The organism is Pandoraea sp. PE-S2R-1, assembly GCF_002179865.1.
Classification (GTDB): domain Bacteria; phylum Pseudomonadota; class Gammaproteobacteria; order Burkholderiales; family Burkholderiaceae; genus Pandoraea.
Genome location: NZ_NGUR01000007.1, coordinates 250,337 through 273,072, shown reverse-complemented (window position 1 = coordinate 273,072; position 22,736 = coordinate 250,337). Strand labels below are relative to the sequence as shown.

Sequence of the window (22,736 nt, the reverse complement as noted above, 5' to 3'; positions counted from 1 at the left end):
CGCCCGCCAGCCCGCTTGCCGCCTCATACCGCGCCCACGCGCCAGCCGCGTACGAACATTTCGATCGCATAGAGTCTGCGGATCGTCGTCATCGATTCCAGATGATGGTGCGCCATGCGACCGATCGCCCGTCGGCACGCATCGCGGTCAATCCAGCCCGACGCCGCGCAATAGCCGTCGAGGCAGACCTCTTCGATATGCGTCAGATTCGCCGCCGCACCCGCGCCGACCATGCCCGTCAACACCCCTTTGTCCCGCCGCCAGAGATTCGGCAATCCGCTCGCCAGATACGCTGCCCGGCGCAATGGCAGGCGATTATGGATCGCGTTGAACAGGCGGTAGGTCGGCATCTTCAATCCCGCTTCAACAATCGGTTGCGTCAGGAACGGAAACACCGTACCGGCCGCGGCGAGCGAGGGCTGTACTTCCACGTCGCGCAAATTGCCAAGAATGCCGAGGATCTGCGCCCGCTTGCCGGGACGCACACGCAACGCCCAGCGCGACAGCCACGCCGACGCCAGTGGCTCGGTGCGCGGCGTATCGGCAATGCGGGCCGCCGGCGTGAGCAGCCCCGTCGTGAGCGCTGCGTCGGGATTCGCGTGACGCTGCCCAAGCTGCGCGAACGCGCCCTGCGCGACCCACCACAGCGGCAAGCGCTGCATCACGGCCAGATCGCGCCACGCACTGAACGCCCGGCGCCATTGACCATCGGCAACAGCATCGAGAAACGCCCCATTGGGCGGCGGCGCGAGAAAGATGGCATCGCCACCGTGCCCGTTCACCAGCCGATGGCCACTGTAGGTGCTCAGCCGCTCACGCACGGCATCGAGCTGCGCCAGCATGCACAGATGCAATGCCGGGCGCGCGAGACGCGGAATCGCCGACGACGGCGACGGCGAGAAGGCTGCGCAGTCGATATCCAGCCGCTCGAAGGCCATGCGCACGTGGCGCGCGACGCTACCGGCATGATGCGACTCGTCGCTCGATGGCGATGACGGATCGCGATGATTGATCGCCGTGCAGGTGTCCGCCCGCCCTGACTCGGCCAATGCCAGCGCGAGCGACGTCGACTCCACACCACCCGAGAGTTCGAGCACCGCAGGCCGGTCACCGACACTACGCTCCACCGAACGTCGCAATAGCCGCAACAGCCCCTCCCCCGAGGCCACGTTCTGCGCTTCCTGATCGGCCATCCGCCAGTCAGGCCACCATACAACACGTGTCTGCGGCGCGCCGCGCTCCGGAATCCACAGCGCGTGACCCAACGGCAGACGCTCGACATCGTGGAGCGCACACTGCACGCCGCCCAGATCGCCATGCACGAGAAACGACTTCAGCGCGAGGCTATCGAAGGTGGGGTGATCGTCGACCAGTGCCGCCGGGTCGGCCGCCACATGTACGGCGCCGTCGCGGCAAAAACGGTAGTACGTCGGACACTGCCCGCAGGGGTCGCACAGCACCAGTGTCGTGCCACGCCAGCGGTCATGCACGATCACACGATAGTGTCCCCAGTAGCGCTCGACAAAACGCTCGGGCGACTCCAGCGCCAACCGCGCCACGTCCATGCCCGGGGCGACCTCCCGGCCATCTTCCTTGAGAAACAAGGTGCCGCTGATGTACCAGGCCAGCAGTTCGCTCTGCCCGCTTGAATGCAGCCGTGTGCTGTCGGCATCGGGACGAATGCGTGCCACCGGTACGCCGTCCAGACCGCGCATCACCACAGCGTCGGGAAAGGGCTCGTGCCGCTCGGCAGGTCCCGGTCTCAGGCGGGCAAGTTTCATCAGTGGCTCCGTGCTTGGATGCTTGAATGTGTGAGGAATCCGACGATCGACGCGGCTTCGACGCGGTCGCAAGTCAGACCGGTGTCTCGTAGATCACGGCGAGTTGCTCGCGCCGGCGCAGGTCATCGCCAATCACCCGCGCGTCGCTCTCCGCCCACGCGTGCGCATAGAAGGGCTGACGCTGTACGCCGATCACCAGACGCAGGCGCAAACCGTCGCGGGCGCACCAGGCGGTGAGCGCGGCGTACCACGGCAAACACGGCGAGCATTGCGGATACACCAACGCGGCGCTGTGCATGGCCGCCACGTACGGCAGGTAGTCCTGAGGCGCGCCGTACTGCGTTCGAACGCCGGACTGCGAGCGCGCCACCATGTCGACCACGCCACGCATGCGGGCGCGCCGCGTCACGCGCTGGGCCTGCCAGAGCCAGTATCCCGCGCGCATCACGTCACGCACCCGCGACTCGCGAGCCACGTCGGCGGGCATGGCGAGCCATGCATCGAAGCCGAGTCGTGGCGACATATCGCGTTTCGCAATACGAGGGTCGGGGGTGGCGTGCGCACCGGGCGCGAGAATGCCCTGCGCGTCGAACATCGCCTGCGTGGCGAGCAGGACGTCAACGGGGATATCACCGTCACTGCGCCAGCCGATCAATCGACGCAACCCCTGCGAGTGCTGGTGGGAGAGATTGAAGTAGCGATCTTGCGAGAGCTTGAGCACCACGACGTGGCCGTCGATACCCGCGATGTGAACATCGGGTGCCAGATGGCGGAAAACCGGCGCGTCCGCACACGCGCCGGTTCCGATGTGTGTCGGGTCGGACACCTCAGGCATGGCCCCCGGTCAACGGCGGCAACGTGGGAATGCAGATCGGCTTGAAGCACAGCGGCAGGAGCGTGATGCCTTCCGCGTCGTTGCCGAGCACGCCGCGCGTGGCATGCGTGGCATCCACGGAGGCCAGCGCTTCGAGTTCGGACACTTCTTTCGCAGTTGCCATTGCCTTATTCATTTAGCACTCCTTAAGTCATGGGCGCGAACGGAATCGTCCGCGTCTCCATCATAGGAAACGAGAGCCAGTGCATTTATGGGAATTTTCCGAAGGCAGGTGCCCGGAAGCGGTAGCCGATTACCGAGGGGAAAAACAAAACGCCCGTGAGAGTGAGCTCACGGGCGTCGGGTACTACGATGTGCGGCGTCTACGGCGTTTTAGCGCTGTGCGGTCTTCGTGACCTTGGCCGGGGCCTTGGCGGCCGGCTTAGCTGCCGTCTTGGCGACTACCTTTGCCGGTGCCTTGCCAGCCGACTTGGCGGGTGCGGCCTTCGCGGTCGATGCCACGGTCTTGGTCGTCTTGGCGGCCGGACGGTGGTCGACCACGCGAATCATCTTGCCGTTCTTGCCCTTGACCAGACGTGTACGCGGTGCGTCGTCTTCGTCCTTGCTGGCTGCCGAGGCGACAGGGGCAGCAGGCGCTGCCGAAGCCGCCATCACACGCGACGCATCCTTCACCGGCACATGCAGCACCAGCAGTTGCCCGCCGGTCAGCGCGTCGCGGCGCAGATGGTTCCAGCCCTTGATCTGGGCCACGGAGACACCGCTGCGCGATGCGACGGCCGCGAGCGTGTCGTGCTTACGGGCACGCACCATCACCTTGCGGGTGTCGGGCAGATCCGGCTCCAGCGCCAACACGGCGTTGGTGGCCACCGATGCGCTGATGTCTTCGTCGATGTCATCCGAGCGCGGCACCAGCAGTGTGGAACCTGCCTTCAGACGCATACGCGGTGCAATGTTGTTCACCGAGCGAATCACGGCAGCGTCGACGCCGAGCTTGCGGGCCACGTCTTCCGGACGCTCGCGCGATGCCGACGTGTACGTCGTCCAGCTCGACAGCGGCTTGTCATAACCCTTCAGGCGCTTCTGGAAAACTTCGGCGCTATCGAACGGCAGCAGAATCTGCGGCTGGGCAGCACCAAGAATCACCGGCTTGCGGAACGACGGGTTGAGCGCGCGGAATTCATCGAGCGGCAGATCGGCCAGCTTGGCAGCGAGCGCCACGTCGATGTCACGCTTGGTGGTAACGCTCACGAAATACGGGTGGTTCGGAATCTCCGGCAGCTTCACGCTGTAGAGATCCGGGTGCGCAATGATGTTCTTGATCGCCTGCAACTTGGGCACGTAGTAACGCGTCTCGGTCGGCATGCGCAGGCTCAGGTAATCGGTCGGCAGCCCTTGCGCCTGATTGCGGTCGATGGCGCGCTGCACATTGCCTTCGCCCCAGTTGTACGCGGCCAGTGCCAGATGCCAGTCGCCGAACATCGCATACAGCTTCGACAGGTAGTCCAGTGCGGCGGTGGTCGACGCGAGCACGTCGCGGCGCTCGTCCTGGAACATGTTCTGCTTCAGGTTGTACGTCTTGCCGGTGCTCGGGATGAACTGCCACATGCCGGCGGCCTTCGCCGTCGACAGCGCTTGCGGGTTGTAGGCGCTTTCCACGAACGGCAGCAGCGCGAGTTCCGTCGGCATATGACGGCGCTCAAGCTCTTCAACGATATGGAACAGATACTTGTTCGACCGCTGGATCATGCGCTCCACGTACTCGGGGCGCTGCGCGTACCACTGCGTGCGGTCCTGCGCGAGATCGGTGTCGAGATCGGGAATGGAGAAGCCGTGACGGATGCGGGCCCAGAGATCGGCATCGTCGCTGCCGTAGGCCAGATCGTTGATCGAGTCGGTATCAAGGTCGATCGTCTGATCGCTCGACACGCGTTGCTTTCCCTTGGCATTCGATGCGAGCGGCGACTTGCTCTGCGCTTCGGGCGTGGAATTCGATGCACCTGTAGGTGGCGCTGTACTGGCACAAGCCGCCAGAAGCAGCGTCAGAAGCAAGCTAACGATAAGTCGCATTGATCGGGCTCGAATAGGGTGACATCTTCATGAAATTGGCAAGGATGTTAAGGAAACCCTTCGGATGCGTCAACCTTTATGCCTAAATTTTTTGCAAAAATTCGCCCAAAACGCCCGAAAAATCAGGGTTATTCCTTAGATCGAAGGCCTGAATTGTCAACGCTTCGCCACACGCACCTCACGCATTTTGCCCATATACGATGCCATCGATATGACACCGAAACATCACATCCGGGGCGATACGGCAAGGCGGAGCAGGCACCCGCGCAGGTGTCAACGCTCGGATTGGGACAGAGGTTATGGCACGTCAGGCTGTTGACAGCCTGACGTTCTCGCGACTAGTGCGCCCGCTTATCGGAAGGTATCTTTCCAGCCACGCACGGTCGCGAAGACCGCTTCACGCGAGAGCGGCGTGCGCCCGGCGTGATCTTGGGCAGACGCCACGACCGCGGGGGCGTCGCTGCGCAGGAACGGGTTGGTGGCAAGCTCCTGAGCGAGCGTCGTCGGCAGCGTGGGTTGACCGGCGGCGCGCAGCGCTGTCGCCTTGTCGTGCCAGTTCACCAACGCCTGATTGTCGGGATCGACCGCCAGCGCGAAGCGAATATTCGATAGCGTATATTCATGCGCGCAATGCACGAGCGAAGCCGGCGGCAAGGCCGAGAGCTCGTCGAGCGACGTCAGCATCTGCGCCGGCGTGCCTTCGAAGAGCCGGCCGCAACCGCACGAGAACAACGTGTCGCCGCAGAACAGCCGGGGCGCACCTGCCGCCCCTTCGCCGAGGAAGTAAGCGATGTGACCCAACGTATGGCCGGGCACATCGATGACCTCCAGCGTCATGGCCGGGGCGTCGATCGAGAATGTCTCGCCGCCCTCATGCGGATGATCGACGCACGCAATCGGCTCGTGGGCGGGGCCGTGCACCGGCACATCGAAGCGTGCAAGCAACGCGTCGACGCCACCGATGTGGTCGGCATGTTTGTGCGTGATGAGAATGGCGCGCAGCGTCAGATGGCGCGCATCGAGATAGGCGAGCACCGGCGCGGCGTCGCCCGGGTCGACGGCCACGGCATCTTTGCCGTTATCGATGACCCAGAGATAATTGTCCTGGAACGCAGGGACGGGAAAGACGGTCAGTGTACCGGTCGACTGCCCGGTCACCGCATCTGCGTGCGCATCCATATATACTCGCCACCATGTCAGAACGTCCGATTATAGACTGGCCCGTTTGGCTCGTCTCACCGCCAGGCCGCTACGCGCTTGCATGGGAACAGGCCCTCTTCGACCAATGGGTCGGGGATCTGTTCGGCTATCATGCGCTGCAACTTGGCCGCCCCGAGCTCGATACGCTGCGCGAGAATCGCATGCCTTACCGGGGCCTCGTCCTTACCGCGCCGCGCGGCGTGGAAGCCCCGCCACTCATGACCAAGGCCGCCAGTGATACCACCGGCAACCTGTCATGCGACACGGCATCGCCCGAGATGGTCATGCGCGACATCCTCGTGAGCCGCTTCGACGAATTGCCCATCGCCACGGCAAGCACCGACCTCGTCGTGTTGCCGCACGTGCTCGAATTTGCCGAGAACCCGCACGACATCCTTCGCGAAGTCGAGCGCATTCTGGTCCCCGAGGGGCAGGTGATCATCACCGGGTTCAATAATCTGAGTCTGTGGGGCGCCCGCGAAGAACTCGGCAAACTGGCCGGCGCGCCGTTTTTGCCGCCGGGGGCCGACTTGATCGCGTTCACGCGGCTCAAGGACTGGCTCAAGCTGCTCTCGTTCGATATCGACCGTGGCCGGTTCGGGTGCTATCGCCCGCCGCTGCGAGGCGAACACTGGCTGCAACGGTTCGACTTCATGGAACCGGCGGGCGACCGCTGGTGGCCGATTTTCGGCGCGCTTTATGCCGTACGTGCGGTCAAGCGGGTGCGCGGCATGCGCTTGGTCGGCAAAGTGCGCAAGCGTATACTCGGCCTCCAGCCGGCTGCGGCGCCGGTGGCCACGCCCAACACGACGCATCGCAAGATCGCGGAAATGGCCGACCTGCCTGATTGATTGTTTGAGAGATAACCTTGCCGCAAGTTGATATCTATACCGACGGTGCCTGCAAAGGCAATCCCGGCCCCGGCGGCTGGGGCGCCCTGCTCGTCGCGGGCAAGCACCGCAAGGAACTGTTCGGCGGCGAAGCCAACACGACCAATAACCGCATGGAACTGCTCGCGGTGATCCGCGCGCTCGAGGCGCTGAACAAGCCCTGCCAGGTGGTGCTTCACACCGACTCGCAATATGTACAGAAAGGCATCAGCGAGTGGATTCACGGCTGGAAGGCGCGTGGTTGGAAAACGGCCGCCAAAGAACCCGTGAAGAACGCCGATCTCTGGCAGGAACTCGACGCCGTCTCGCAAAAGCACGACATCGAGTGGCGCTGGGTGAAGGGCCACGCCGGTCACGAAGGCAACGAAGCTGCCGACCAACTCGCCAATCGCGGCGTCGAGAGTCTGCGCCGGGCTTAACCCGCCTGCGCCTGCGCCAGCCTCCGCGTAGCCCGATGCCTGCAAGCCAATTCTGAAAGACACCGAACACCATGCGACAACTGATTCTCGATACCGAAACCACTGGCCTGAACCCCAGGACGGGTGACCGCCTGCTGGAAATCGGTTGCGTGGAACTGGTCAATCGCCGCCTGACCGGCAACAACCTGCACTTCTATATCAACCCTGAGCGCGACAGCGATCCGGGCGCATTGGCGGTGCACGGACTGACCACCGAATTTCTCTCCGACAAACCGAAGTTCGCCGACGTGGCCGAAGAGTTGCGTGAGTATTGCCGTGGTGCCGAGATCATCATCCACAACGCGGCCTTCGACTTGGGCTTCCTCGACATGGAATTCGGCCGCATGGGCTGGCCGCCGTTCATGGAGAACTGCGCGAGCCTGATCGACACGTTGCTGCGCGCACGCGAAATGTTCCCCGGCAAGCGCAACTCGCTCGATGCGCTTTGCGAACGTCTGGGCGTGAACAACGCGCACCGCACGCTGCACGGAGCATTGCTCGACGCGGAATTGCTCGCCGATGTCTATCTCGCGATGACTCGCGGCCAGAAGAGTCTCGTGATCGACGCGGGCGATGGCGACGACGAGGACGGCAATCAGCGCGAGAAAATCTCGCTGCGTCAGTTCGAATTACCGGTCATTCTCGCCGCCGCGGAAGAAGTGACCATGCACGACGGCGTGCTGGGCGAGATCGACAAGGGCATCAAGGGCACCTGCGTGTGGCGCACGGAACCCGCACCGCCCGAGGGCGAAGCGGCACCCGCAGCGTGAGTTGGCGATTTCTGCGAAATATTCGCAGGAACCCCTTCACAAGCGCAAAAAACGTCCTTATAATCGCTTTCTTTGCTGCTTGCGAGTCATCGCAAGAAACGACGTGAAGTGATCGAGAGATATCATCACGACGGCAGCAAAATAAGATTAAAAGAAAGGTTGCAGACTTCTACGAAAACAGTTAAAGTTCTGCTCCTGATTGCGAAACGAAAGCTTCAGCAATCAACACTAAGTCATTGATTTAGTTAATGATTTGGGTGGTTAGCTCAGCGGTAGAGCACTGCCTTCACACGGCAGGGGTCACAGGTTCAATCCCTGTACCACCCACCAGTATTTCAGGCTTTTCCGACTCAGCGGTGAGTCAGTCCCCGAGACGGAAAAGCCCACCTCCGAAATACTGATTCTTGCGCAACTCCCTCTCGCGCAAATTACTTTTCCAGCAGCACCGAAGTTAATCGCCTCATCCGCAACGGCGTCGTTTTCATTGCTTTTTCGCGATGATCCGTTCGCATTTTTCGCCGCATGTGCGTCAGCGAACGATGGCTTGCGTCTTGACACCCCCGCTTCGTCGCCACCCCAAGGGCCGAGTGCCGCATGCTGCGGGCGTTTGAACCGTCCGACGGGGCCTATAGGGCAAGTCTTATATAAGACCTAAGCCTTCACATTACGAAAAGGCATTTCAGTTTTGCCCCCGACCCGTGTCACAATCAGGGAAATTCGCACATGGCTACCGGGCTGTTTCCAGTCGGCGGCGTTCCCCCACCTTTTCCTGATTCTTGGATTCGAGACTTCGCGATGAGTAAGCAGCAACCCAGCATCATCTACACCCTGACCGACGAAGCGCCGCTTCTGGCCACGAGCTCCTTTCTCCCGATCATTCGTACGTTCGCTGCGCCGGCCGGCGTAGCTGTCGAGACGAGCGACATTTCGGTCTCGGGCCGTATCCTCGGTGAGTTCCCCGAATTCCTGACGGAAGAACAGCGCGTGCCGGACAATCTGGCCGAACTGGGCCGTCTGACGCAAGACCCGGACACGAACATCATCAAGCTGCCAAACATCAGCGCATCGGTGTTCCAGCTCCAGAGCGCGATCAAGGAATTGCAATCGAAGGGCTACAAGATCCCCGACTTCCCGGAAGATCCGAAGACCGACGAAGAAAAGGCCATTCAAAAGCGCTATTCGAAGTGCCTCGGCTCGGCCGTGAACCCGGTGCTGCGTGAAGGCAACTCGGATCGCCGCGCTCCGCTCGCCGTCAAGAACTACGCCAAGAAGCATCCGCACAGCATGGGCAAGTGGAGCATGGCTTCGCGTACCCACGTTGCGCACATGACGCATGGCGACTTCTATCACGGCGAAAAGTCGATGACGATCGATCGCGCCCGTGACGTCAAGATGGAACTCGTCACGACGAGCGGCAAGACGATCGTGCTCAAGCCGAAGGTCTCGCTGCTCGACGGCGAAATCATCGACAGCATGTTCATGAGCAAGAAGGCACTGTGCGAGTTCTACGAAGCACAGATGGAAGATGCGCGCGAGACCGGTGTCATGTTCTCGCTGCACGTGAAAGCCACCATGATGAAGGTCTCGCACCCGATCGTGTTCGGCCACGCCGTGAAGATCTTCTACAAGGACGCCTTCGAGAAGCACGGCAAGCTGTTCGACCAACTGGGCGTGAACGTCAACAACGGCCTGGTCAATCTGTACGAAAAGCTCGAAACGCTGCCGAGCACGCAGCGCGAAGAAGTCATCCGCGATCTGCACGCGTGCCATGAGCACCGTCCGGAACTCGCGATGGTCGATTCGGCCAAGGGCATCTCGAACCTGCACGCCCCGAACGACGTGATCGTCGACGCATCGATGCCGGCCATGATCCGCATCGGCGGCAAGATGTGGGGTGCCGATGGTCGTCCGAAGGACACCAAGGCTGTGATTCCGGAAAGCACGTTCGCGCGCATTTATCAGGAAATCATCAACTTCTGCAAGACCAACGGCAACTTCGATCCGACCACGATGGGTACGGTGCCGAACGTGGGCCTGATGGCACAGAAGGCAGAAGAGTACGGTTCGCACGACAAGACGTTCGAGATCGCCGAAGACGGCGTGGCGAACATCGTCGACATCGCGACCGGTGAAGTTCTGCTGTCGCAAAACGTGGAAGCCGGCGACATCTGGCGTATGTGCCAGGTCAAGGATGCACCGATCCGCGACTGGGTGAAGCTCGCCGTGAACCGCGTGCGCAACTCGGGCATGCCGGCCGTGTTCTGGCTCGACCCGTATCGTCCGCACGAAGCCGAACTGATCAAGAAGGTCGAAACGTACCTGAAGGATTACGACACCAAGGGTCTCGATATCCAGATCATGTCGCAAGTGCGCGCCATGCGTTACACGCTCGAGCGCGTGATTCGCGGCCTGGACACCATCTCGGTGACCGGCAACATTCTGCGCGACTACCTGACCGACCTGTTCCCGATCATGGAACTGGGCACCAGCGCCAAGATGCTGTCGATCGTGCCGCTGATGGCCGGTGGCGGCATGTACGAAACGGGTGCAGGCGGCTCGGCACCGAAGCACGTCAAGCAACTGGTGGAAGAAAACCATCTGCGTTGGGACTCGCTCGGCGAATTCCTCGCATTGGCCGTGTCGCTGGAAGACCTGGGCATCAAGACGGGTAACGAACGCGCCAAGATTCTCGCCAAGACGCTCGACGCCGCCACGGGCAAGCTGCTCGACAACAACAAGGGTCCGTCGCCGAAGACCGGCGAGCTGGACAACCGCGGCAGCCAGTTCTATCTGTCGATGTACTGGGCGCAAGAACTGGCCGAGCAGAAGGACGACGCCGAGCTGGCCAAGCAATTCGCTTCGCTGGCCAAGCAACTGACCGAGAATGAGAAGACCATCGTTGGCGAACTCGCCGACGTGCAAGGCAAGCCGACCGATATCGGCGGCTACTACAAGCCGGACTTCGCGAAGCTCGATCTGGTCATGCGTCCGAGCAAGACGTTCAACGCCGCGCTGGAAAGCGTCGCGAAGGCGTAACACGTTGTACTAGTCGTACCCGCAGCAACAAAAAGCCGGCAATTGCCGGCTTTTTTGTTTGCTTAACTACCCGATGCCACCCGACGCAAGCCGGGTGGCATAAGACTCAGAGCCTGCGCTTCAGCGATTGACCTGCGCCTTCGACTGCGTGAGTGCCAGGACGGCACCAAGCGCGAGCGCCGCCGACACGCAGTACATCCCCGCGTTGGTGCTTTGCGTCACGTCCTTGAGCCAGCCGATGATGAACGGGCTCACGAAGCCGGCCAGATTGCCGATCGAGTTGATCATGCCGATGGCCGCTGCTGCCGAGCCGCCCACGAGCAACGCGCTCGGGTACGTCCAGAACACCGGCATCGTGGCCAGCATGCCTGCCGTGCCGATCGACAACGCGACCATGGCCAGCGGCACGTTATTGCCCCACACCGTGCTCAGGTACAGACCAATGGCACCGGCGAACGAGACCACGGCGAAGTGCCAGCGGCGCTCACCCGTGCGGTCCGAGCTGCGGGCCACGGTGATCATGCTCACGACAGCGCAAGCGTAAGGAATGGCGGTCAGCAGACCGACGTCGAGCGCGCTCTTCACACCGCTGGCCTTGATCAGCGTCGGCAGATAGAAGCCGATGCCGTAGAGGCCCATCATGCAGCAGAAGTAGATCAGCGCCATCAGCCACACGCGGCGGTTGGTGAACACCGATGCGATCGAGTGCTGCGCCTTGCCCGCGCCGTCCTGTGCGATGTTGTTCTCGAGAATCGTCTTCTCTTCGTCAGACAGCCACGAGGCTGAGCGAATGCCGTTCGGCAGGTACATCAGCGTGACCACGCCGAGAATCACCGACGGAATGGCTTCGATAAAGAACAGCCACTGCCATGCGGCCCAGCCGCCCACGCCATTGAACGCGGAGAGAATCCAGCCCGACAGCGGGCCGCCGAACACGCCGGCGATAGGAATCCCGATCATGAACAGGGCGTTCATACGGCCGCGGCGTTGTGCCGGGAACCAGTACGTGAGGTACAGCACGATGCCCGGGAAGAACCCGGCTTCGGCCACACCGAGGAAGAAGCGCACCAGATAGAACTGCGTCGGCGTCTTGACAAGCAGCGTGGCGGCCGAGAGCACGGCCCACGTGATCATGATGCGGGCGATCCAGCGACGGGCGCCGACCTTGTGCATGATGATGTTGCTCGGTACTTCAAAGAAGAAGTAGCCGATGAAGAAGATGCCGGCCCCCAGACCGTACACCGTCTCGCTGAACTGAAGATCGTTCAGCATTTGCAGCTTGGCGAAGCCGACGTTCACGCGGTCAAGGTAGGCCGCGACGTAACACAGGAACAGGAACGGCAACAAACGCCAGGTGGCTTTCGCGTAGGCTTGCGCCTCGATTTCGCGCGTGCGTGCGCCGGTATTGGTACCGCTAGCGATAGTACTCATGGTCTCCACTTCGATCTTTTGGCTGCCCTCGCAGCCAGAACTGCCACTGCAACAGTGCCTACGGACCACTCGTACCGATCACGCTGCCTTACCTACTCGACTGCTCTCACAGACCGCACGATTCTCGCGTGACGGGAATACGCCACACGGGGCCCGAAGCCTTGTCTCCGGACGTTGCGCCCCAGCCGGATAGGCCGATGCGCCACGGTTCTCACCCTGCCATCCCCTTTCGTTTTCGGGAGGCCGGCGCGATTGTAAACCAACAAACGCCGCCCGACTTCGAGCATTGATTCAGTCAATGGTTATTTTCTGAAAGTGCGTGCGGTTTCGCTTGTCGTAACAATGTGACGTTCTACGTGAATTGACACGACACGCCGTTATCCGCCACGTCAACCGCACATCGCCATGCCACACGGGCCATGCGAGCACTGACATACCCACGACGACTAGCGCGCGTCCGGAAATTCCTTTTCGAAGAGACTTACGGACACTCCGCGCAAAGCGTAATCTTTCAACACTGATGGCTTCGAATTCCCTACGCCCATGACGTTGCACACCCCACTTCCGTTTTCACTTCCCGCACCGGCCGCCGTCTCGCTGGTCAGCGTTTTCCCGGCGGCCGAAAACGGTGGCAACCCTGCCCCCATCGTGCTCGATGCCGAGGCAATGAGCGCCGACGACATGCGACGTGTCGCCGCCCATTACGGCCACGAAAGCGCGTTTGTCATGGCCCCTGAAAACAGCGGCAACGACTGGCGTTTCCGGTTCTTCGTACCGAATCACGAGATGGAGATGTGCGGCCACGCGACGCTGGGGTCGTTGTGGGTGTTGCGTCGCGAGGGGCGTTGGGACGGCAAGCCGGTGCGGATCGAAACGTTGAGCGGGATCGTCGAAGGCCGACTGGCAGCAGACGGCGAGCATATCGAAGTCAGCCAACCGGCGGGACGCACGGAGCCGATCATCGACGCGAGTGCCATCGCCGCCATTTGCGCAGCGTTGCGAATCTCGCCGGACGACATCGCGCTTGAGGGCATCTGCAATGCCGCCACGAGCCGCGTGAAGACCCTCATCCCATTACGCAACGTCGCGCAACTGCAAGCGCTCCAGCCCGACTTCGCAACGATGCTCGCCACCTGCGACGCCATCGGCTCCACTGGGTTATATCCGTGTGCGCGCGAAGATGTCGGCGACGGCAAATCGCTGCCGATCTTGCAGGCCCGCCAGTTTCCGCGTTCGTCGGGATATCCGGAAGATGCGGCGACCGGCATTGCGGCCGCCGCCCTGCTCTACGGCGCACGACGTTTCGGTTGGCTGCGCCCGGGCGAGCGCGGCGTCGTGGTGCGTCAGGGCGTGGCGATGGGGCATCCGTCAGCCATCACCGTGACGCTACGCGACACGCTCGAAGCCGCCGCCGGGTGCTGGATCAGCGGCGACGTGCACGCAATGTAACGACCACGACTGCACCGAGCACGGCCGCGACGGCACCGCACAGAAACACCGCGCGATAGCCGAACGGGTTGGCAACGGCACCGGCCAGCGGCCCGGTCAGCAGAATGGCGATGTCCTGAAACGCGGCATACGTTCCCAGACTGGTGCCACGGCTGGCTGCCGGTGCGCGCTTGACGACTTCGATGCCAAGCGACGGAAAGATCAGCGATGCACCAGCGCCTGCGAGTGCCGTGCCCACGAGTGCCACGCCGGCGCCCGGCGCTTGCCACACCAGCAGCAAACCCAGCGCTTCCACGATCATCGAAATCTGGGCAACGCGAAGATTGCCGAATCGCTCGGGCCAGCGCCCGCCGATCAGGCGCATCAGCACGAAAGCCAGACCGAATGCCGACAGCGCCAGCGCGGCCCTCGACCACCGCGCCGAGTCGAAGAACAACACCACGAACGCGCCCACCACGGCAAAGCCGACCCCCTGCATGGCGAGGGCGAGCCCCGGCAGAAAGACGATGCGCAGCACCTGCGAATACGGCAGCGCGCCACCCGCGTGATGTGCGGGCGCGACGGCAGGAATACGCGCGATCACACACCATCCGATGAACGGCAGCAAGCAGGTTGCAACCGCTACGCCCACGAGCGACGTGCTGCCGTAAAGCGTGAGTCCGACCGGCGCACCGACGGCGAGCGCCCCGAAGATCGCGGCACCCGTCCACGACATGACGCGGCCCGATTGCGGCGCACCGAGACTGCCGATGGCATAGGTGAGCGTGCCCGTAATGACAAGGCTTTCACCGACACCGAGCAGCAAACGCGCGGCCGTGAGCACACCCAGACGCGGCCCGGCGGGCAATACGAGCAGGCTGGTCGCGAGCAAGGCGATGCCCGACAGTACGACGAACAGCAGGCCGCGTTTCAAGGCGACACGGGCACCGCGCTGATCGGCGGTGCGTCCGGCGAACTTGCGGGTGAGCACCGTGGCCAGCGACTGAATACCGACGGCAAAGCCGACGACGATGTTGTGATACCCGAGCGTGTCGTGCACGAACAGCGGCACGACCGAGAGCGACATGCCGATGGTCAGGCACGCGAGAAACACGTTGAGAGAAAAGCGCACCAGCAACGCGGTGGCGTTAGCGGGTGCTGCGGCAGCCGCTTGAGCGGGCGATGCAGCGGAAGACGACATGCGAGAAGACTCCACGTAAGACCGGCGCACACGACAAAGCAATGGCGATGCAGGCCGGCAGTCGAATGACCGCGACGCGGGAGGCCGTCAGGAAAATCGAATCGGGAAAATCAGGGGAAGGGAGACGCGCAGCGCGGAAGAGGACCGGCGCAATGGATGGCATTGTCCGGCGGTCGACATACGAACGCACACCCCTCGACCGATAAGCCGGACTGACCGACCGCTGTCGCGGAGAATGCGTTGGTTGACGTGAACGCTTACGTGGCACCGGCACATCATCATGTGAGTCACATGAATCGTCACCGTTTGCCATCAATCATTTGCGGATTCTAGCGGGGCGTTTCGTGTAACGCAAGATGAGGTGACGCAGCGCAACAACAGGCACCCGCACGCATTAGCACGCGACATCGTCAGCGACGGCCACAGTGGCCGGATGGCGGCAGGCAGAAAATAAACCGCCCGGCTTTGACGAGTGGCCGATGCACCAAGACCCGGACCGGCACGCGCAGCTCGCGCTCAGGCGGCGATTCCGGCTTGTCGGTGGCGGTGAAAAAACTCAGGCCGACAAGGCCGAAGAACGTCACGTTGAGCACGACGAACGCGCCCTTGTGCCGCTTGATGAGCGCGATCGCGTCCCGGATGAAATTCAGCACAACAGTCCTTGGCAGTGGATGGGGGAGGTGCCACGACGCAAAGGATTCGACGAGCGATTCCGCTAACGCAGCGCGCGTTAACTATAAATCAACAACAAACCAATTTGGTATTTTTTCTACCATATTGGTAGATAACGTTTTCAGTGCGATGTGCCGCCCCCCCCTCGCGCGCACTCACGCCGTCGCTCACTGTCGGCGATAGGTCACGCGACGTTGACACGGGGCACTGCGCCCCCTGAAACTCCCCGCCGGTCAGTCGATCGGGTCAGTGCCTCTCGCGAGACGCGTGCTCGCCTTGACCGTTTGTTGCAGCGCGCGGCGCAGGGCGCTGTAGCGGCGCAGCGCTTCTTCCATGACGGCGATACGCACGGTGCCCGCTGCGCCGTCGGCGAGCAATTTCGCCTTGAGTCCGCCGTAAGAGGCTTCCATCGCAGCGGCGTGCGTCGTCAGCGACTGACCGCCATCGGCGGGCATGGCATCGCCTTCCACGTGGTCGAGCAGTGCCGCCGCTTCGCGCTGAAAGGCGTTATACACATCCGAGAGTCCCGTCGCCGTGGTCGTCTGATCACGCAACGCGGCAGCGGCGACGGCCTGCTCCGCCGCGCTCTCGTAGTAGCGCAGTGTGCGCAGCGTGTCGGCCAACGCCTGTGCAGCGGCTGCCTCCATTGCCACACGGCTCATGCGCTCCGCAAACGTCTGGCACGCGCCGCCCAGCCGCGTGACCGAAGCGTGCTCTTGTGCCAGCACGCCGGCGCTGGTCCCGAGGAGTGCGCCGCGCACCATATGGCGGCACATATCACCGAGTCGATCCACTTCGTGCTTGAGCGCTTCCACGGCAAGTTGCGGCACCTGAAGCACGTTGTCATCGAGAAACTGCGGCGCGCCCTCGTCCTCTTCCCGCGTTCGAAAACGTCGCTGTAGCCAGTGCAACAGCGGCGTGGCCAGCGGAATCATCAGCAGCACGCCGAGCACGTTGAACGTCGTGTGAAAAATGGCGAGCTTGATGGCCGGATCATCGGTATAGCCCAACCATTTCATGGCGGCTGTGATCGCGCCGATCATCCACGGCAGAAGGAGCAGAGCCACCACCGCAGCGACCACGTTGAACGCGACGTGCGCCATGGCAGCCCGGCGCGCGTTGGGGGTGGCCCCGATGCCTGCAATGACGGCGGTCACTGTGGTGCCGACGTTCGCACCGATCACGACAGCGGCAGCGCCTTGCGCACCGAGCATGCCGTTTTGCGCAGCGGTCAACGTAATGGCCATCGCGGCGGCGGACGACTGCACGATGCAGGTCAGCACGAAGCCGACGACCACTTGCAGGAGGACATCGAGTGGCCCTTCCCCGTCGGGCATGCGAATCGCGCCGGCCATATCGATAAAGGCCGATTGCAGCAGAGAGATACCGAAGAAGAGCAGGCCGAAACCGGCGAGTGCATTGCCGATGGCCCCGCGTCGCGAGCCTGCACCGGTGAGGCGCAAGGCAACGCCGACCGCGATCATCGGCAGGGCGAAGGCATCGATATTGAATTTCAGGCCGATGACGGCGACGATCCAGCCCATCATCGTCGAGCCGAGGTTCGAGCCGAACATCAGCCAGAGCGCGCCGCCGAGCTTGAGCAGGCCAGCGTTGACGAAGCCGATGGTGGCGATCGTCACGACCGACGACGACTGCGTGATGGCGGTGACCAGTACACCGGAGGCGAAGGCTTGCCAGCGCGTGCGTGTGGCCCCGGCAAGGATACGTTCAAGGGCTGGTCCGGCGGCGAGCTTCAGGCCATCCGACATCATCGACATGCCGACCAGAAAGATGCCGACGCCGCCGGCCAGAATGCTTACCGCCTTGACGATTTCGCCCATGGAATGCGTTTCCTTAGTGCGATGGGAGAGAAGACACCCAAGCCTTACTTAAACGACATGCAAACGACCTTCAGACGACCGTCAGACGACACTAAGACGACAATCAAGCGTCTGCGCGCAAAACGCCCCAGCATAACCGGTAAAGCTCGTCTTCGAATTCCGGAGTGCCAAGCAATGGCGAGTCTTCGAGCGCTGCCGAGCGCAGCGTGCCCATGACGGCTCGGGTGAGCACAAACACCGTCGCGGCGGTGGGCGGGCGCATGCCCGGTGCATCGCGTCGGGCCATCGCAATGGCAATGTGTTCCGAGGCTTCGCGAAGTGCCTGCATGATGTTTTCGTGATGATCGAGTTGCCACGCCATCTTGATAAGCGAGCGCTTCACGCGGCCGCCGGAGCCGAACGCTTCGATCAGCACGCGCAGCCGCTCGCGAATCACGCGCTCCGGGTCGGCGCCCTCTTCTGCTGCGCGCGCGAGCCGTTCGTTGAGTTCGTCCATCACCCGACGGCGTTCGCGGGCAATCATCGCGAGCAGGATGGCTTCCTTGGTCGGGAAGTACTGATACAGCGTGCCGATCGAGAATCCGGCCTTCTTGGCAATACGATTGGTCGTCAGCGCACCCTCGCCTTCCTCATCAAGAACCTGAGCAGTGGCCTCGAAAATGGTCTCCACCGTGTGTTGTGCGCGCGCCTGCATCGGCCGCTTTCGCATGGTGGACGGGGCATTGAGCGGGGCGGGCGATTTGGGTATGGACATGTCGAAAAACCTGAGCGGGAAGCGAGTTGCGGCAAAGTGCGCAAGAAATGAATAATGCTCACATTCGTTAAGGAATTCAAGTGACGACATGCCGGTGCCACAAAACGGCGGCCGTTGCGGTTCCGCCCAACCGTTTGAGACATTTAAGAGGCAAGCGCCATGACCACAGACACTTCAGCCCTTACCGTTCGCAAGCTTACGGTCGATCTGGCGAGTGGCTTCGAGCGCCACTGGCACAGTGGGGACGCCTACCGCACGATGTACTACAACGCGTTGTCGATGAGTTTCCCGGTTGGGGAGCAGTCGTTCATCGATTCCGTTCGCGACACGATGGATCGTTTGCCCGACGATTCGCGCTATGACAAGCTGCGCGCCGACATTGCGCAGTTCATCGGGCAGGAGGCGACGCACCGTCACATCCACGGGCAGTACAACGCGCAGTTGACCAAACAGGGCTTGGTGAATCACTGGGAAAACTGGGCGACGCGCCGGATTCAATTTGCACGTCGCCGCAAGCTCTCGCCGATGTACATGCTGGCCGTGACGGCGGCGTATGAGCATTGCACGGCGGTGTTTGGCGATGGCGCATTGCGTTACGACCGCTGGCTGGCGAAGGCCGAGCCGAAGATGCGATTGATGTGGCGCTGGCATGCGGCGGAAGAGACCGAGCACAAGGCGGTGGCGTTCGATCTGTATCGCGCCTTGGGTGGCAGCGAGCGGATGCGCATTCTCACTTATGTGTATGTGTTGATGATGTTCGCGCTGGAAAGCCATGCGCAGACGATCAGCAATTTGTGGCGTGACGGTACGTTATTCAAACCGAGTACGTGGTGGGGTTTCACGACGATGTTCTTCGGCCGCGATGGTGTGGTGTGGCGTTGCACGGGGCCGATGTTGAAGTACATGTCGACGGGGTTTCATCCGAACAATCACGGCGATCCGCAATTGGCTGAGAGCTGGCTGGCGGCGCATAACGCGGATTGGCGGCCGGTGCGTTGAGCGGTGGCGTTTGGCTTACGGCTTACGGCGTTCGTGGCTGACGACGATCGTTGCGATGCACCGAGGCCCGGCGACTCACACTCCTGTGGTCGGCCGCCGGCCCGGTCCCCGTTTTCGTCGCTCCCCGTTACTCGCTTTGGAAAACGGGGACCGGGCCGACGGCTCGTCACACGCGATCACAACGTCGCACCCGATCGCCCCACACGCGTCTCCATGCTCCCCGACTCCCTCATCCCGATAACACCGCCTTCTCCAACGCAGAGGGCCTCGTCGCCCATCCCCACGTGCTTTGCATCTGCTGGGGATGGTCGCCGAGACCCTCGATATCCCCGCGGTACTTCCCTACTCCCGGTCGGGTCAGGTGATCGCTTTGGGAGACCCGCTTCGCGTTGAGTCCCACGGGTGTTCACTACGGAGACCTTGGTGGACCGGGCATGGAGAACGACATCGGGAGGAGCGAGGGTCTCGACGGTCGTCACCAGCAGATGCGAAGCACGTGGGGACGACTGGCGAGACCCTTTGCGTTGGAGAAGGCGGTGTTATCGGGATGAGAGAGAGGGAGAAGCGCGGCGAAGCGGGTAACGCGATCGGTTGCGACGATGCGGAGGTAGGGAGATGGCCGTCGGTGCGGTCCCCGTTTTCCAAAGCGAGTAACGGGGAGCGACGAAAACGGGGACCGTACCGGCGGCAGACCGCAAACGTTATGCGTAGGTCAGACGCCAACCAACCGAAGAATTGAAGTTTTCACAAAATAGCGAACAGCAAAAAGCAAGCATCAGATTTCCTGCTCGTCTTTCGAATCGCAACCACGATTCAAAAGACTTAAGGCCGTCCATAGCGACGGCCTTTTTTTATTTATCGTGCATGTCCCGACGGCGTTGCATTAGACGCCCATTTCCCAGCGCGCCCGCGATGATTTTTCACATGACCGCAATGACGACTCCCAAGTTCAAGTGAATCAGAATGCAGCGCCAGGTTTGCGTGACAGATTGAACGGGAGCCGCGAACGCAATCTTGTCGTAGAGGCTCTCAGGACACCACTTGGAGATAATGCGATGAATTCAACCGATAGCGCTGCTCAGACGGTCACCAACCTGTTCAACGGTGTATCGACAAACCCGCAGCCCGTGTTTGGGACATGCGGATACGGACAGAACGCCGAACCATGCGTTGCGATGACTTGCCGTCGTGAATACTCAACGAACAGTCTGCCGAATCAAGCGTTTTCGACACCGGGTCTATTCCACGATCTGCGACTGGAAGACGTTATCGCGCGATGGGTGAATGACAACCTTGGCTCATTGGGTCTGCGGCCGGGGAGTTCAGGTCTGTTCACCGTTACCGTTTCTCATCAACCGCTGGACGACGCACCGGTTTGGCATCAAACGCCGCCCTCGCCCAAGGTCCGGCAGTTGGTGGAATCGTTGAGTACCTACGGTGCCAACGACGGTCACATTGCACCCGCGTTGGCTCGCATGCCATACCCGCAATCGCCGTCGCTGTCACTGTCGCTGGCCATAGCTCGGTAAAGCGGGCCAGACCTTGCATGTCAGGAACGCCTGCGGCGCGATGATTATTCACATGACGGCAGTGATAACTCCCAAGGTCAGGTGAGTTCGATTGCGGCGCCCGGTATGTGTGACAGATTGATCGCGAGCCGTGAAGACAATTCCGTCCTCGGGGCTCCCTGGAAACCACTTGGAGATAATGCGATGAATGCAGTCTATGGCTCTGCCCAGCCCGGCATCGATCTTGATCAGAAGGGAATCCCCTACGAGTGTCTTCGCGACCCCAACACGCACGAATGCCTCAAATGGGACGCCCCTGAATCCCATCCCGCCGCCGCTTCGCGTGATATCAAACGCGACCAGCTAGTGCAATCGCTTTGCGCGTTCGCCACCCGTGCCCAAGGGGGTGATCACATCAGCATTGGCGTCACTGCGCATGCCGCCCCAACGACTCTGGCAATACCCCTGTAACCCTGCTCATACACGCTCGCGAATCCGCACTACGATTCAAAAGACTTAAGGCCGCCCACAGAGACGGCCATTTTTTTGAAAGTTTTCCAAGAAAACTTCGGTGTTAACCCGCGCCGTATGCCGTTCACAACGTAATACCGAGTATCAAACCCCGATGATATTTCGACATTACCGTCTTGATAATAATGATCACGCCTTAAAGCAGCACCGATACCGCGCAACGTGAAGTCAGTGTCAATGACTCGGGCGTGCCCCTGAAATGCATCGGTGAAACAACTGCACAAGGCGCACGCATAAATCAAAACGAGACGGAGACACATTCATGAGCAAGGCAGCGGGATGGCTGCGGGGCGCGTTCGCCCTCGCGGTTTGTGGTGCGGCGGCAGGGGCGGCACAAGCACAATCCAACGTATCGCTTTACGGTCAGGTCGACGCTTGGGTCGGCGCGGCTAAAACACCCGGCGGCGAGCGGGCATGGACGCAGGGCGGCGGCGGCATGTCCACGTCGTACTGGGGCATGAAAGGTAGCGAAGATCTGGGCGACGGTCTCAAGGCAATCTTCGTATTGGAAGACTTCTTCCTGCCGCAAAACGGTAACTACGGCCGCTACACGGGCGATAGCTTCTTCTCACGCAACGCCTACGTCGGTCTCCAGTCGAACACGCTCGGCACCGTCACGATGGGCCGGTTGACCACGTCGTACTTCGTGTCGACGATTCTGTTCAACCCGTTTGTCGACTCCTACACCTTCAGCCCGATGGTCTATCACACGTTCCTTGGCCAATCCGGGCAAGGCATCGTGGGTGACTCCGGCTGGAGCAACGGCGTGATGTACGCCACGCCCGACTACAAGGGTCTGGGCGCAAGCTTCTCGTACGCCTTCGGCAACAAGGCGGGCGAAGCCGGCCAGAACAAGTGGAGCGCCGCCGCCATGTACTTCCATGGCCCGCTTGCTGCCACCGTCGCGTTCCAGCAAGTGAAATTCGACTCGACGCCCGACGATCAGGCCGGCATTACCGGCTTCCGCAATCAACAAGCGTTGCAGGCCGGTCTCACGTACGACTTCCAGATCGTCAAGCTCTACGGCCAGTATCAGTACATCAAGAACAACATCACCGGCGGCAACCTCACCTCCAACGGCGGCCAGTTCGGTGTGTCGGTGCCGCTCGGTGGCGGCAGTGTCATGGCGTCCTACGCTTATACCAAGAACACCGGCGCCAATAACGTGAGCCGCAACACGTGGGCCGTCGGTTACGACTACAACCTCTCCAAGCGCACCGATCTGTATGCCGCCTACCTCAACGACAAGGTGTCGGGGCTGGAAGCCGGCAACACTTTCGGGGTGGGCATGCGCACCAAGTTCTGACAAACTCGGCAGCACGGCGCGCGCGCAG

At 61.8% G+C, this 22,736-nt stretch carries 19 protein-coding genes and 1 tRNA gene; 10 read left to right on the top strand and 10 right to left on the bottom strand.

Annotated features, from left to right (window positions below):
- Positions 1 to 23 precede the first annotated feature (23 nt).
- From CDV44_RS03840 to gloB, 5 genes are all read right to left on the bottom strand, one after another.
- Positions 24 to 1,781 (bottom strand): asparagine synthase-related protein, encoded by a 1,758-nt coding sequence (locus CDV44_RS03840; protein WP_087686734.1) that lies wholly within the window; start codon positions 1,779 to 1,781, stop codon positions 24 to 26.
- 73 nt (positions 1,782 to 1,854) lie between these two features.
- The gene (locus CDV44_RS03835) at positions 1,855 to 2,616 is read right to left on the bottom strand and encodes a lasso peptide biosynthesis B2 protein (RefSeq protein ID WP_087686733.1); all 762 of its coding nucleotides are present in this window, start codon (positions 2,614 to 2,616) and stop codon (positions 1,855 to 1,857) included.
- A complete protein-coding gene (locus CDV44_RS03830) occupies positions 2,609 to 2,791 on the bottom strand; it encodes a hypothetical protein (RefSeq protein WP_087686732.1) in 183 nt (60 codons plus the stop codon). The genes CDV44_RS03835 and CDV44_RS03830 overlap by 8 nt, the downstream gene beginning before the upstream one ends.
- A 197-nt stretch (positions 2,792 to 2,988) precedes the next feature.
- A complete protein-coding gene (locus CDV44_RS03825; protein WP_087686731.1) occupies positions 2,989 to 4,683 on the bottom strand; it encodes a transglycosylase SLT domain-containing protein in 1,695 nt (564 codons plus the stop codon).
- Between the two features lie 351 nt (positions 4,684 to 5,034).
- Positions 5,035 to 5,862, bottom strand: a complete 828-nt coding sequence (gene gloB, locus CDV44_RS03820; RefSeq protein ID WP_087686730.1) for a hydroxyacylglutathione hydrolase — start codon at positions 5,860 to 5,862, stop codon at positions 5,035 to 5,037.
- 14 nt (positions 5,863 to 5,876) lie between these two features.
- On the opposite strand from gloB, the gene CDV44_RS03815 reads away from it, so the two are divergent.
- From CDV44_RS03815 to CDV44_RS03795, 5 genes are all read left to right on the top strand, one after another.
- The gene (locus tag CDV44_RS03815) at positions 5,877 to 6,734 is read left to right on the top strand and encodes a methyltransferase domain-containing protein (RefSeq protein ID WP_087686729.1); all 858 of its coding nucleotides are present in this window, start codon (positions 5,877 to 5,879) and stop codon (positions 6,732 to 6,734) included.
- Positions 6,735 to 6,745: 11 nt separating this feature from the next.
- The gene (rnhA, locus tag CDV44_RS03810; protein ID WP_058377873.1) at positions 6,746 to 7,192 is read left to right on the top strand and encodes a ribonuclease HI; all 447 of its coding nucleotides are present in this window, start codon (positions 6,746 to 6,748) and stop codon (positions 7,190 to 7,192) included.
- Positions 7,193 to 7,263: 71 nt separating this feature from the next.
- Positions 7,264 to 8,001: a DNA polymerase III subunit epsilon gene (dnaQ, locus tag CDV44_RS03805; RefSeq protein ID WP_087686728.1), complete on the top strand. Its 738-nt coding sequence runs from the start codon at positions 7,264 to 7,266 to the stop codon at positions 7,999 to 8,001.
- A gap of 255 nt (positions 8,002 to 8,256) precedes the next feature.
- Positions 8,257 to 8,331 (top strand) — tRNA-Val (locus CDV44_RS03800).
- Positions 8,332 to 8,796: 465 nt separating this feature from the next.
- Positions 8,797 to 11,037 (top strand): NADP-dependent isocitrate dehydrogenase, encoded by a 2,241-nt coding sequence (locus CDV44_RS03795; protein WP_087686727.1) that lies wholly within the window; start codon positions 8,797 to 8,799, stop codon positions 11,035 to 11,037.
- Positions 11,038 to 11,157: 120 nt separating this feature from the next.
- On the opposite strand, the gene CDV44_RS03790 is transcribed toward CDV44_RS03795, so the two are convergent.
- A complete protein-coding gene (locus CDV44_RS03790) occupies positions 11,158 to 12,468 on the bottom strand; it encodes an MFS transporter (RefSeq protein WP_087686726.1) in 1,311 nt (436 codons plus the stop codon).
- A 543-nt stretch (positions 12,469 to 13,011) separates the two neighbouring features.
- On the opposite strand from CDV44_RS03790, the gene CDV44_RS03785 reads away from it, so the two are divergent.
- Complete coding sequence (locus CDV44_RS03785) at positions 13,012 to 13,917, top strand: PhzF family phenazine biosynthesis protein (RefSeq protein ID WP_087686725.1); 906 nt, start codon at positions 13,012 to 13,014, stop codon at positions 13,915 to 13,917.
- On the opposite strand, the gene CDV44_RS03780 is transcribed toward CDV44_RS03785, so the two are convergent.
- The 4 genes from CDV44_RS03780 to CDV44_RS03765 all read right to left on the bottom strand — a co-directional run bounded on the left by CDV44_RS03780 (position 13,892) and on the right by CDV44_RS03765 (position 18,364).
- Positions 13,892 to 15,097, bottom strand: coding sequence for an arabinose transporter (locus CDV44_RS03780; RefSeq protein ID WP_087686724.1), 1,206 nt, complete (start codon positions 15,095 to 15,097; stop codon positions 13,892 to 13,894). The two genes, CDV44_RS03785 and CDV44_RS03780, sit on opposite strands and share 26 nt — an antisense overlap.
- A gap of 410 nt (positions 15,098 to 15,507) precedes the next feature.
- Complete coding sequence (locus tag CDV44_RS03775) at positions 15,508 to 15,750, bottom strand: hypothetical protein (protein ID WP_087686723.1); 243 nt, start codon at positions 15,748 to 15,750, stop codon at positions 15,508 to 15,510.
- 252 nt (positions 15,751 to 16,002) lie between these two features.
- Positions 16,003 to 17,610, bottom strand: coding sequence for a Na/Pi cotransporter family protein (locus CDV44_RS03770; RefSeq protein WP_087686722.1), 1,608 nt, complete (start codon positions 17,608 to 17,610; stop codon positions 16,003 to 16,005).
- 103 nt (positions 17,611 to 17,713) lie between these two features.
- Positions 17,714 to 18,364 (bottom strand): TetR/AcrR family transcriptional regulator, encoded by a 651-nt coding sequence (locus tag CDV44_RS03765; protein WP_249277396.1) that lies wholly within the window; start codon positions 18,362 to 18,364, stop codon positions 17,714 to 17,716.
- A gap of 159 nt (positions 18,365 to 18,523) precedes the next feature.
- Here CDV44_RS03765 and CDV44_RS03760 point away from each other — a divergent pair, with 159 nt between their 5' ends.
- The 4 genes from CDV44_RS03760 (at position 18,524) to CDV44_RS03750 (ending at position 22,708) form a co-directional block, all read left to right on the top strand.
- Complete coding sequence (locus tag CDV44_RS03760; RefSeq protein WP_087686720.1) at positions 18,524 to 19,363, top strand: metal-dependent hydrolase; 840 nt, start codon at positions 18,524 to 18,526, stop codon at positions 19,361 to 19,363.
- Positions 19,364 to 20,418: 1,055 nt separating this feature from the next.
- Positions 20,419 to 20,892, top strand: a complete 474-nt coding sequence (locus CDV44_RS27705) for a hypothetical protein (RefSeq protein WP_141118664.1) — start codon at positions 20,419 to 20,421, stop codon at positions 20,890 to 20,892.
- A 183-nt stretch (positions 20,893 to 21,075) separates the two neighbouring features.
- Entirely contained in the window at positions 21,076 to 21,342 is a 267-nt protein-coding gene (locus CDV44_RS03755; RefSeq protein ID WP_087686719.1) for a hypothetical protein, read from the top strand.
- 322 nt (positions 21,343 to 21,664) lie between these two features.
- The gene (locus CDV44_RS03750) at positions 21,665 to 22,708 is read left to right on the top strand and encodes a porin (RefSeq protein WP_087686718.1); all 1,044 of its coding nucleotides are present in this window, start codon (positions 21,665 to 21,667) and stop codon (positions 22,706 to 22,708) included.
- Positions 22,709 to 22,736 lie beyond the last annotated feature (28 nt).

Excerpts from the sequence above, each read along its gene's own strand:
- CDV44_RS03840 (WP_087686734.1), bottom strand. The coding sequence starts at position 1,781 with ATGAAACTTGCCCGCCTGAGACCGGGACCTGCCGAGCGGCACGAGCCC.
- CDV44_RS03835 (WP_087686733.1), bottom strand. The coding sequence starts at position 2,616 with ATGCCTGAGGTGTCCGACCCGACACACATCGGAACCGGCGCGTGTGCG.
- CDV44_RS03830 (WP_087686732.1), bottom strand. The coding sequence starts at position 2,791 with ATGAATAAGGCAATGGCAACTGCGAAAGAAGTGTCCGAACTCGAAGCG.
- CDV44_RS03825 (WP_087686731.1), bottom strand. The coding sequence starts at position 4,683 with ATGCGACTTATCGTTAGCTTGCTTCTGACGCTGCTTCTGGCGGCTTGT.
- gloB (WP_087686730.1), bottom strand. The coding sequence starts at position 5,862 with ATGGATGCGCACGCAGATGCGGTGACCGGGCAGTCGACCGGTACACTG.
- CDV44_RS03815 (WP_087686729.1), top strand. The coding sequence starts at position 5,877 with ATGTCAGAACGTCCGATTATAGACTGGCCCGTTTGGCTCGTCTCACCG.
- dnaQ (WP_087686728.1), top strand. The coding sequence starts at position 7,264 with ATGCGACAACTGATTCTCGATACCGAAACCACTGGCCTGAACCCCAGG.
- CDV44_RS03795 (WP_087686727.1), top strand. The coding sequence starts at position 8,797 with ATGAGTAAGCAGCAACCCAGCATCATCTACACCCTGACCGACGAAGCG.
- CDV44_RS03790 (WP_087686726.1), bottom strand. The coding sequence starts at position 12,468 with ATGAGTACTATCGCTAGCGGTACCAATACCGGCGCACGCACGCGCGAA.
- CDV44_RS03785 (WP_087686725.1), top strand. The coding sequence starts at position 13,012 with ATGACGTTGCACACCCCACTTCCGTTTTCACTTCCCGCACCGGCCGCC.
- CDV44_RS03780 (WP_087686724.1), bottom strand. The coding sequence starts at position 15,097 with ATGTCGTCTTCCGCTGCATCGCCCGCTCAAGCGGCTGCCGCAGCACCC.
- CDV44_RS03770 (WP_087686722.1), bottom strand. The coding sequence starts at position 17,610 with ATGGGCGAAATCGTCAAGGCGGTAAGCATTCTGGCCGGCGGCGTCGGC.
- CDV44_RS03765 (WP_249277396.1), bottom strand. The coding sequence starts at position 18,364 with ATGTCCATACCCAAATCGCCCGCCCCGCTCAATGCCCCGTCCACCATG.
- CDV44_RS03760 (WP_087686720.1), top strand. The coding sequence starts at position 18,524 with ATGACCACAGACACTTCAGCCCTTACCGTTCGCAAGCTTACGGTCGAT.
- CDV44_RS27705 (WP_141118664.1), top strand. The coding sequence starts at position 20,419 with ATGAATTCAACCGATAGCGCTGCTCAGACGGTCACCAACCTGTTCAAC.
- CDV44_RS03755 (WP_087686719.1), top strand. The coding sequence starts at position 21,076 with ATGAATGCAGTCTATGGCTCTGCCCAGCCCGGCATCGATCTTGATCAG.
- CDV44_RS03750 (WP_087686718.1), top strand. The coding sequence starts at position 21,665 with ATGAGCAAGGCAGCGGGATGGCTGCGGGGCGCGTTCGCCCTCGCGGTT.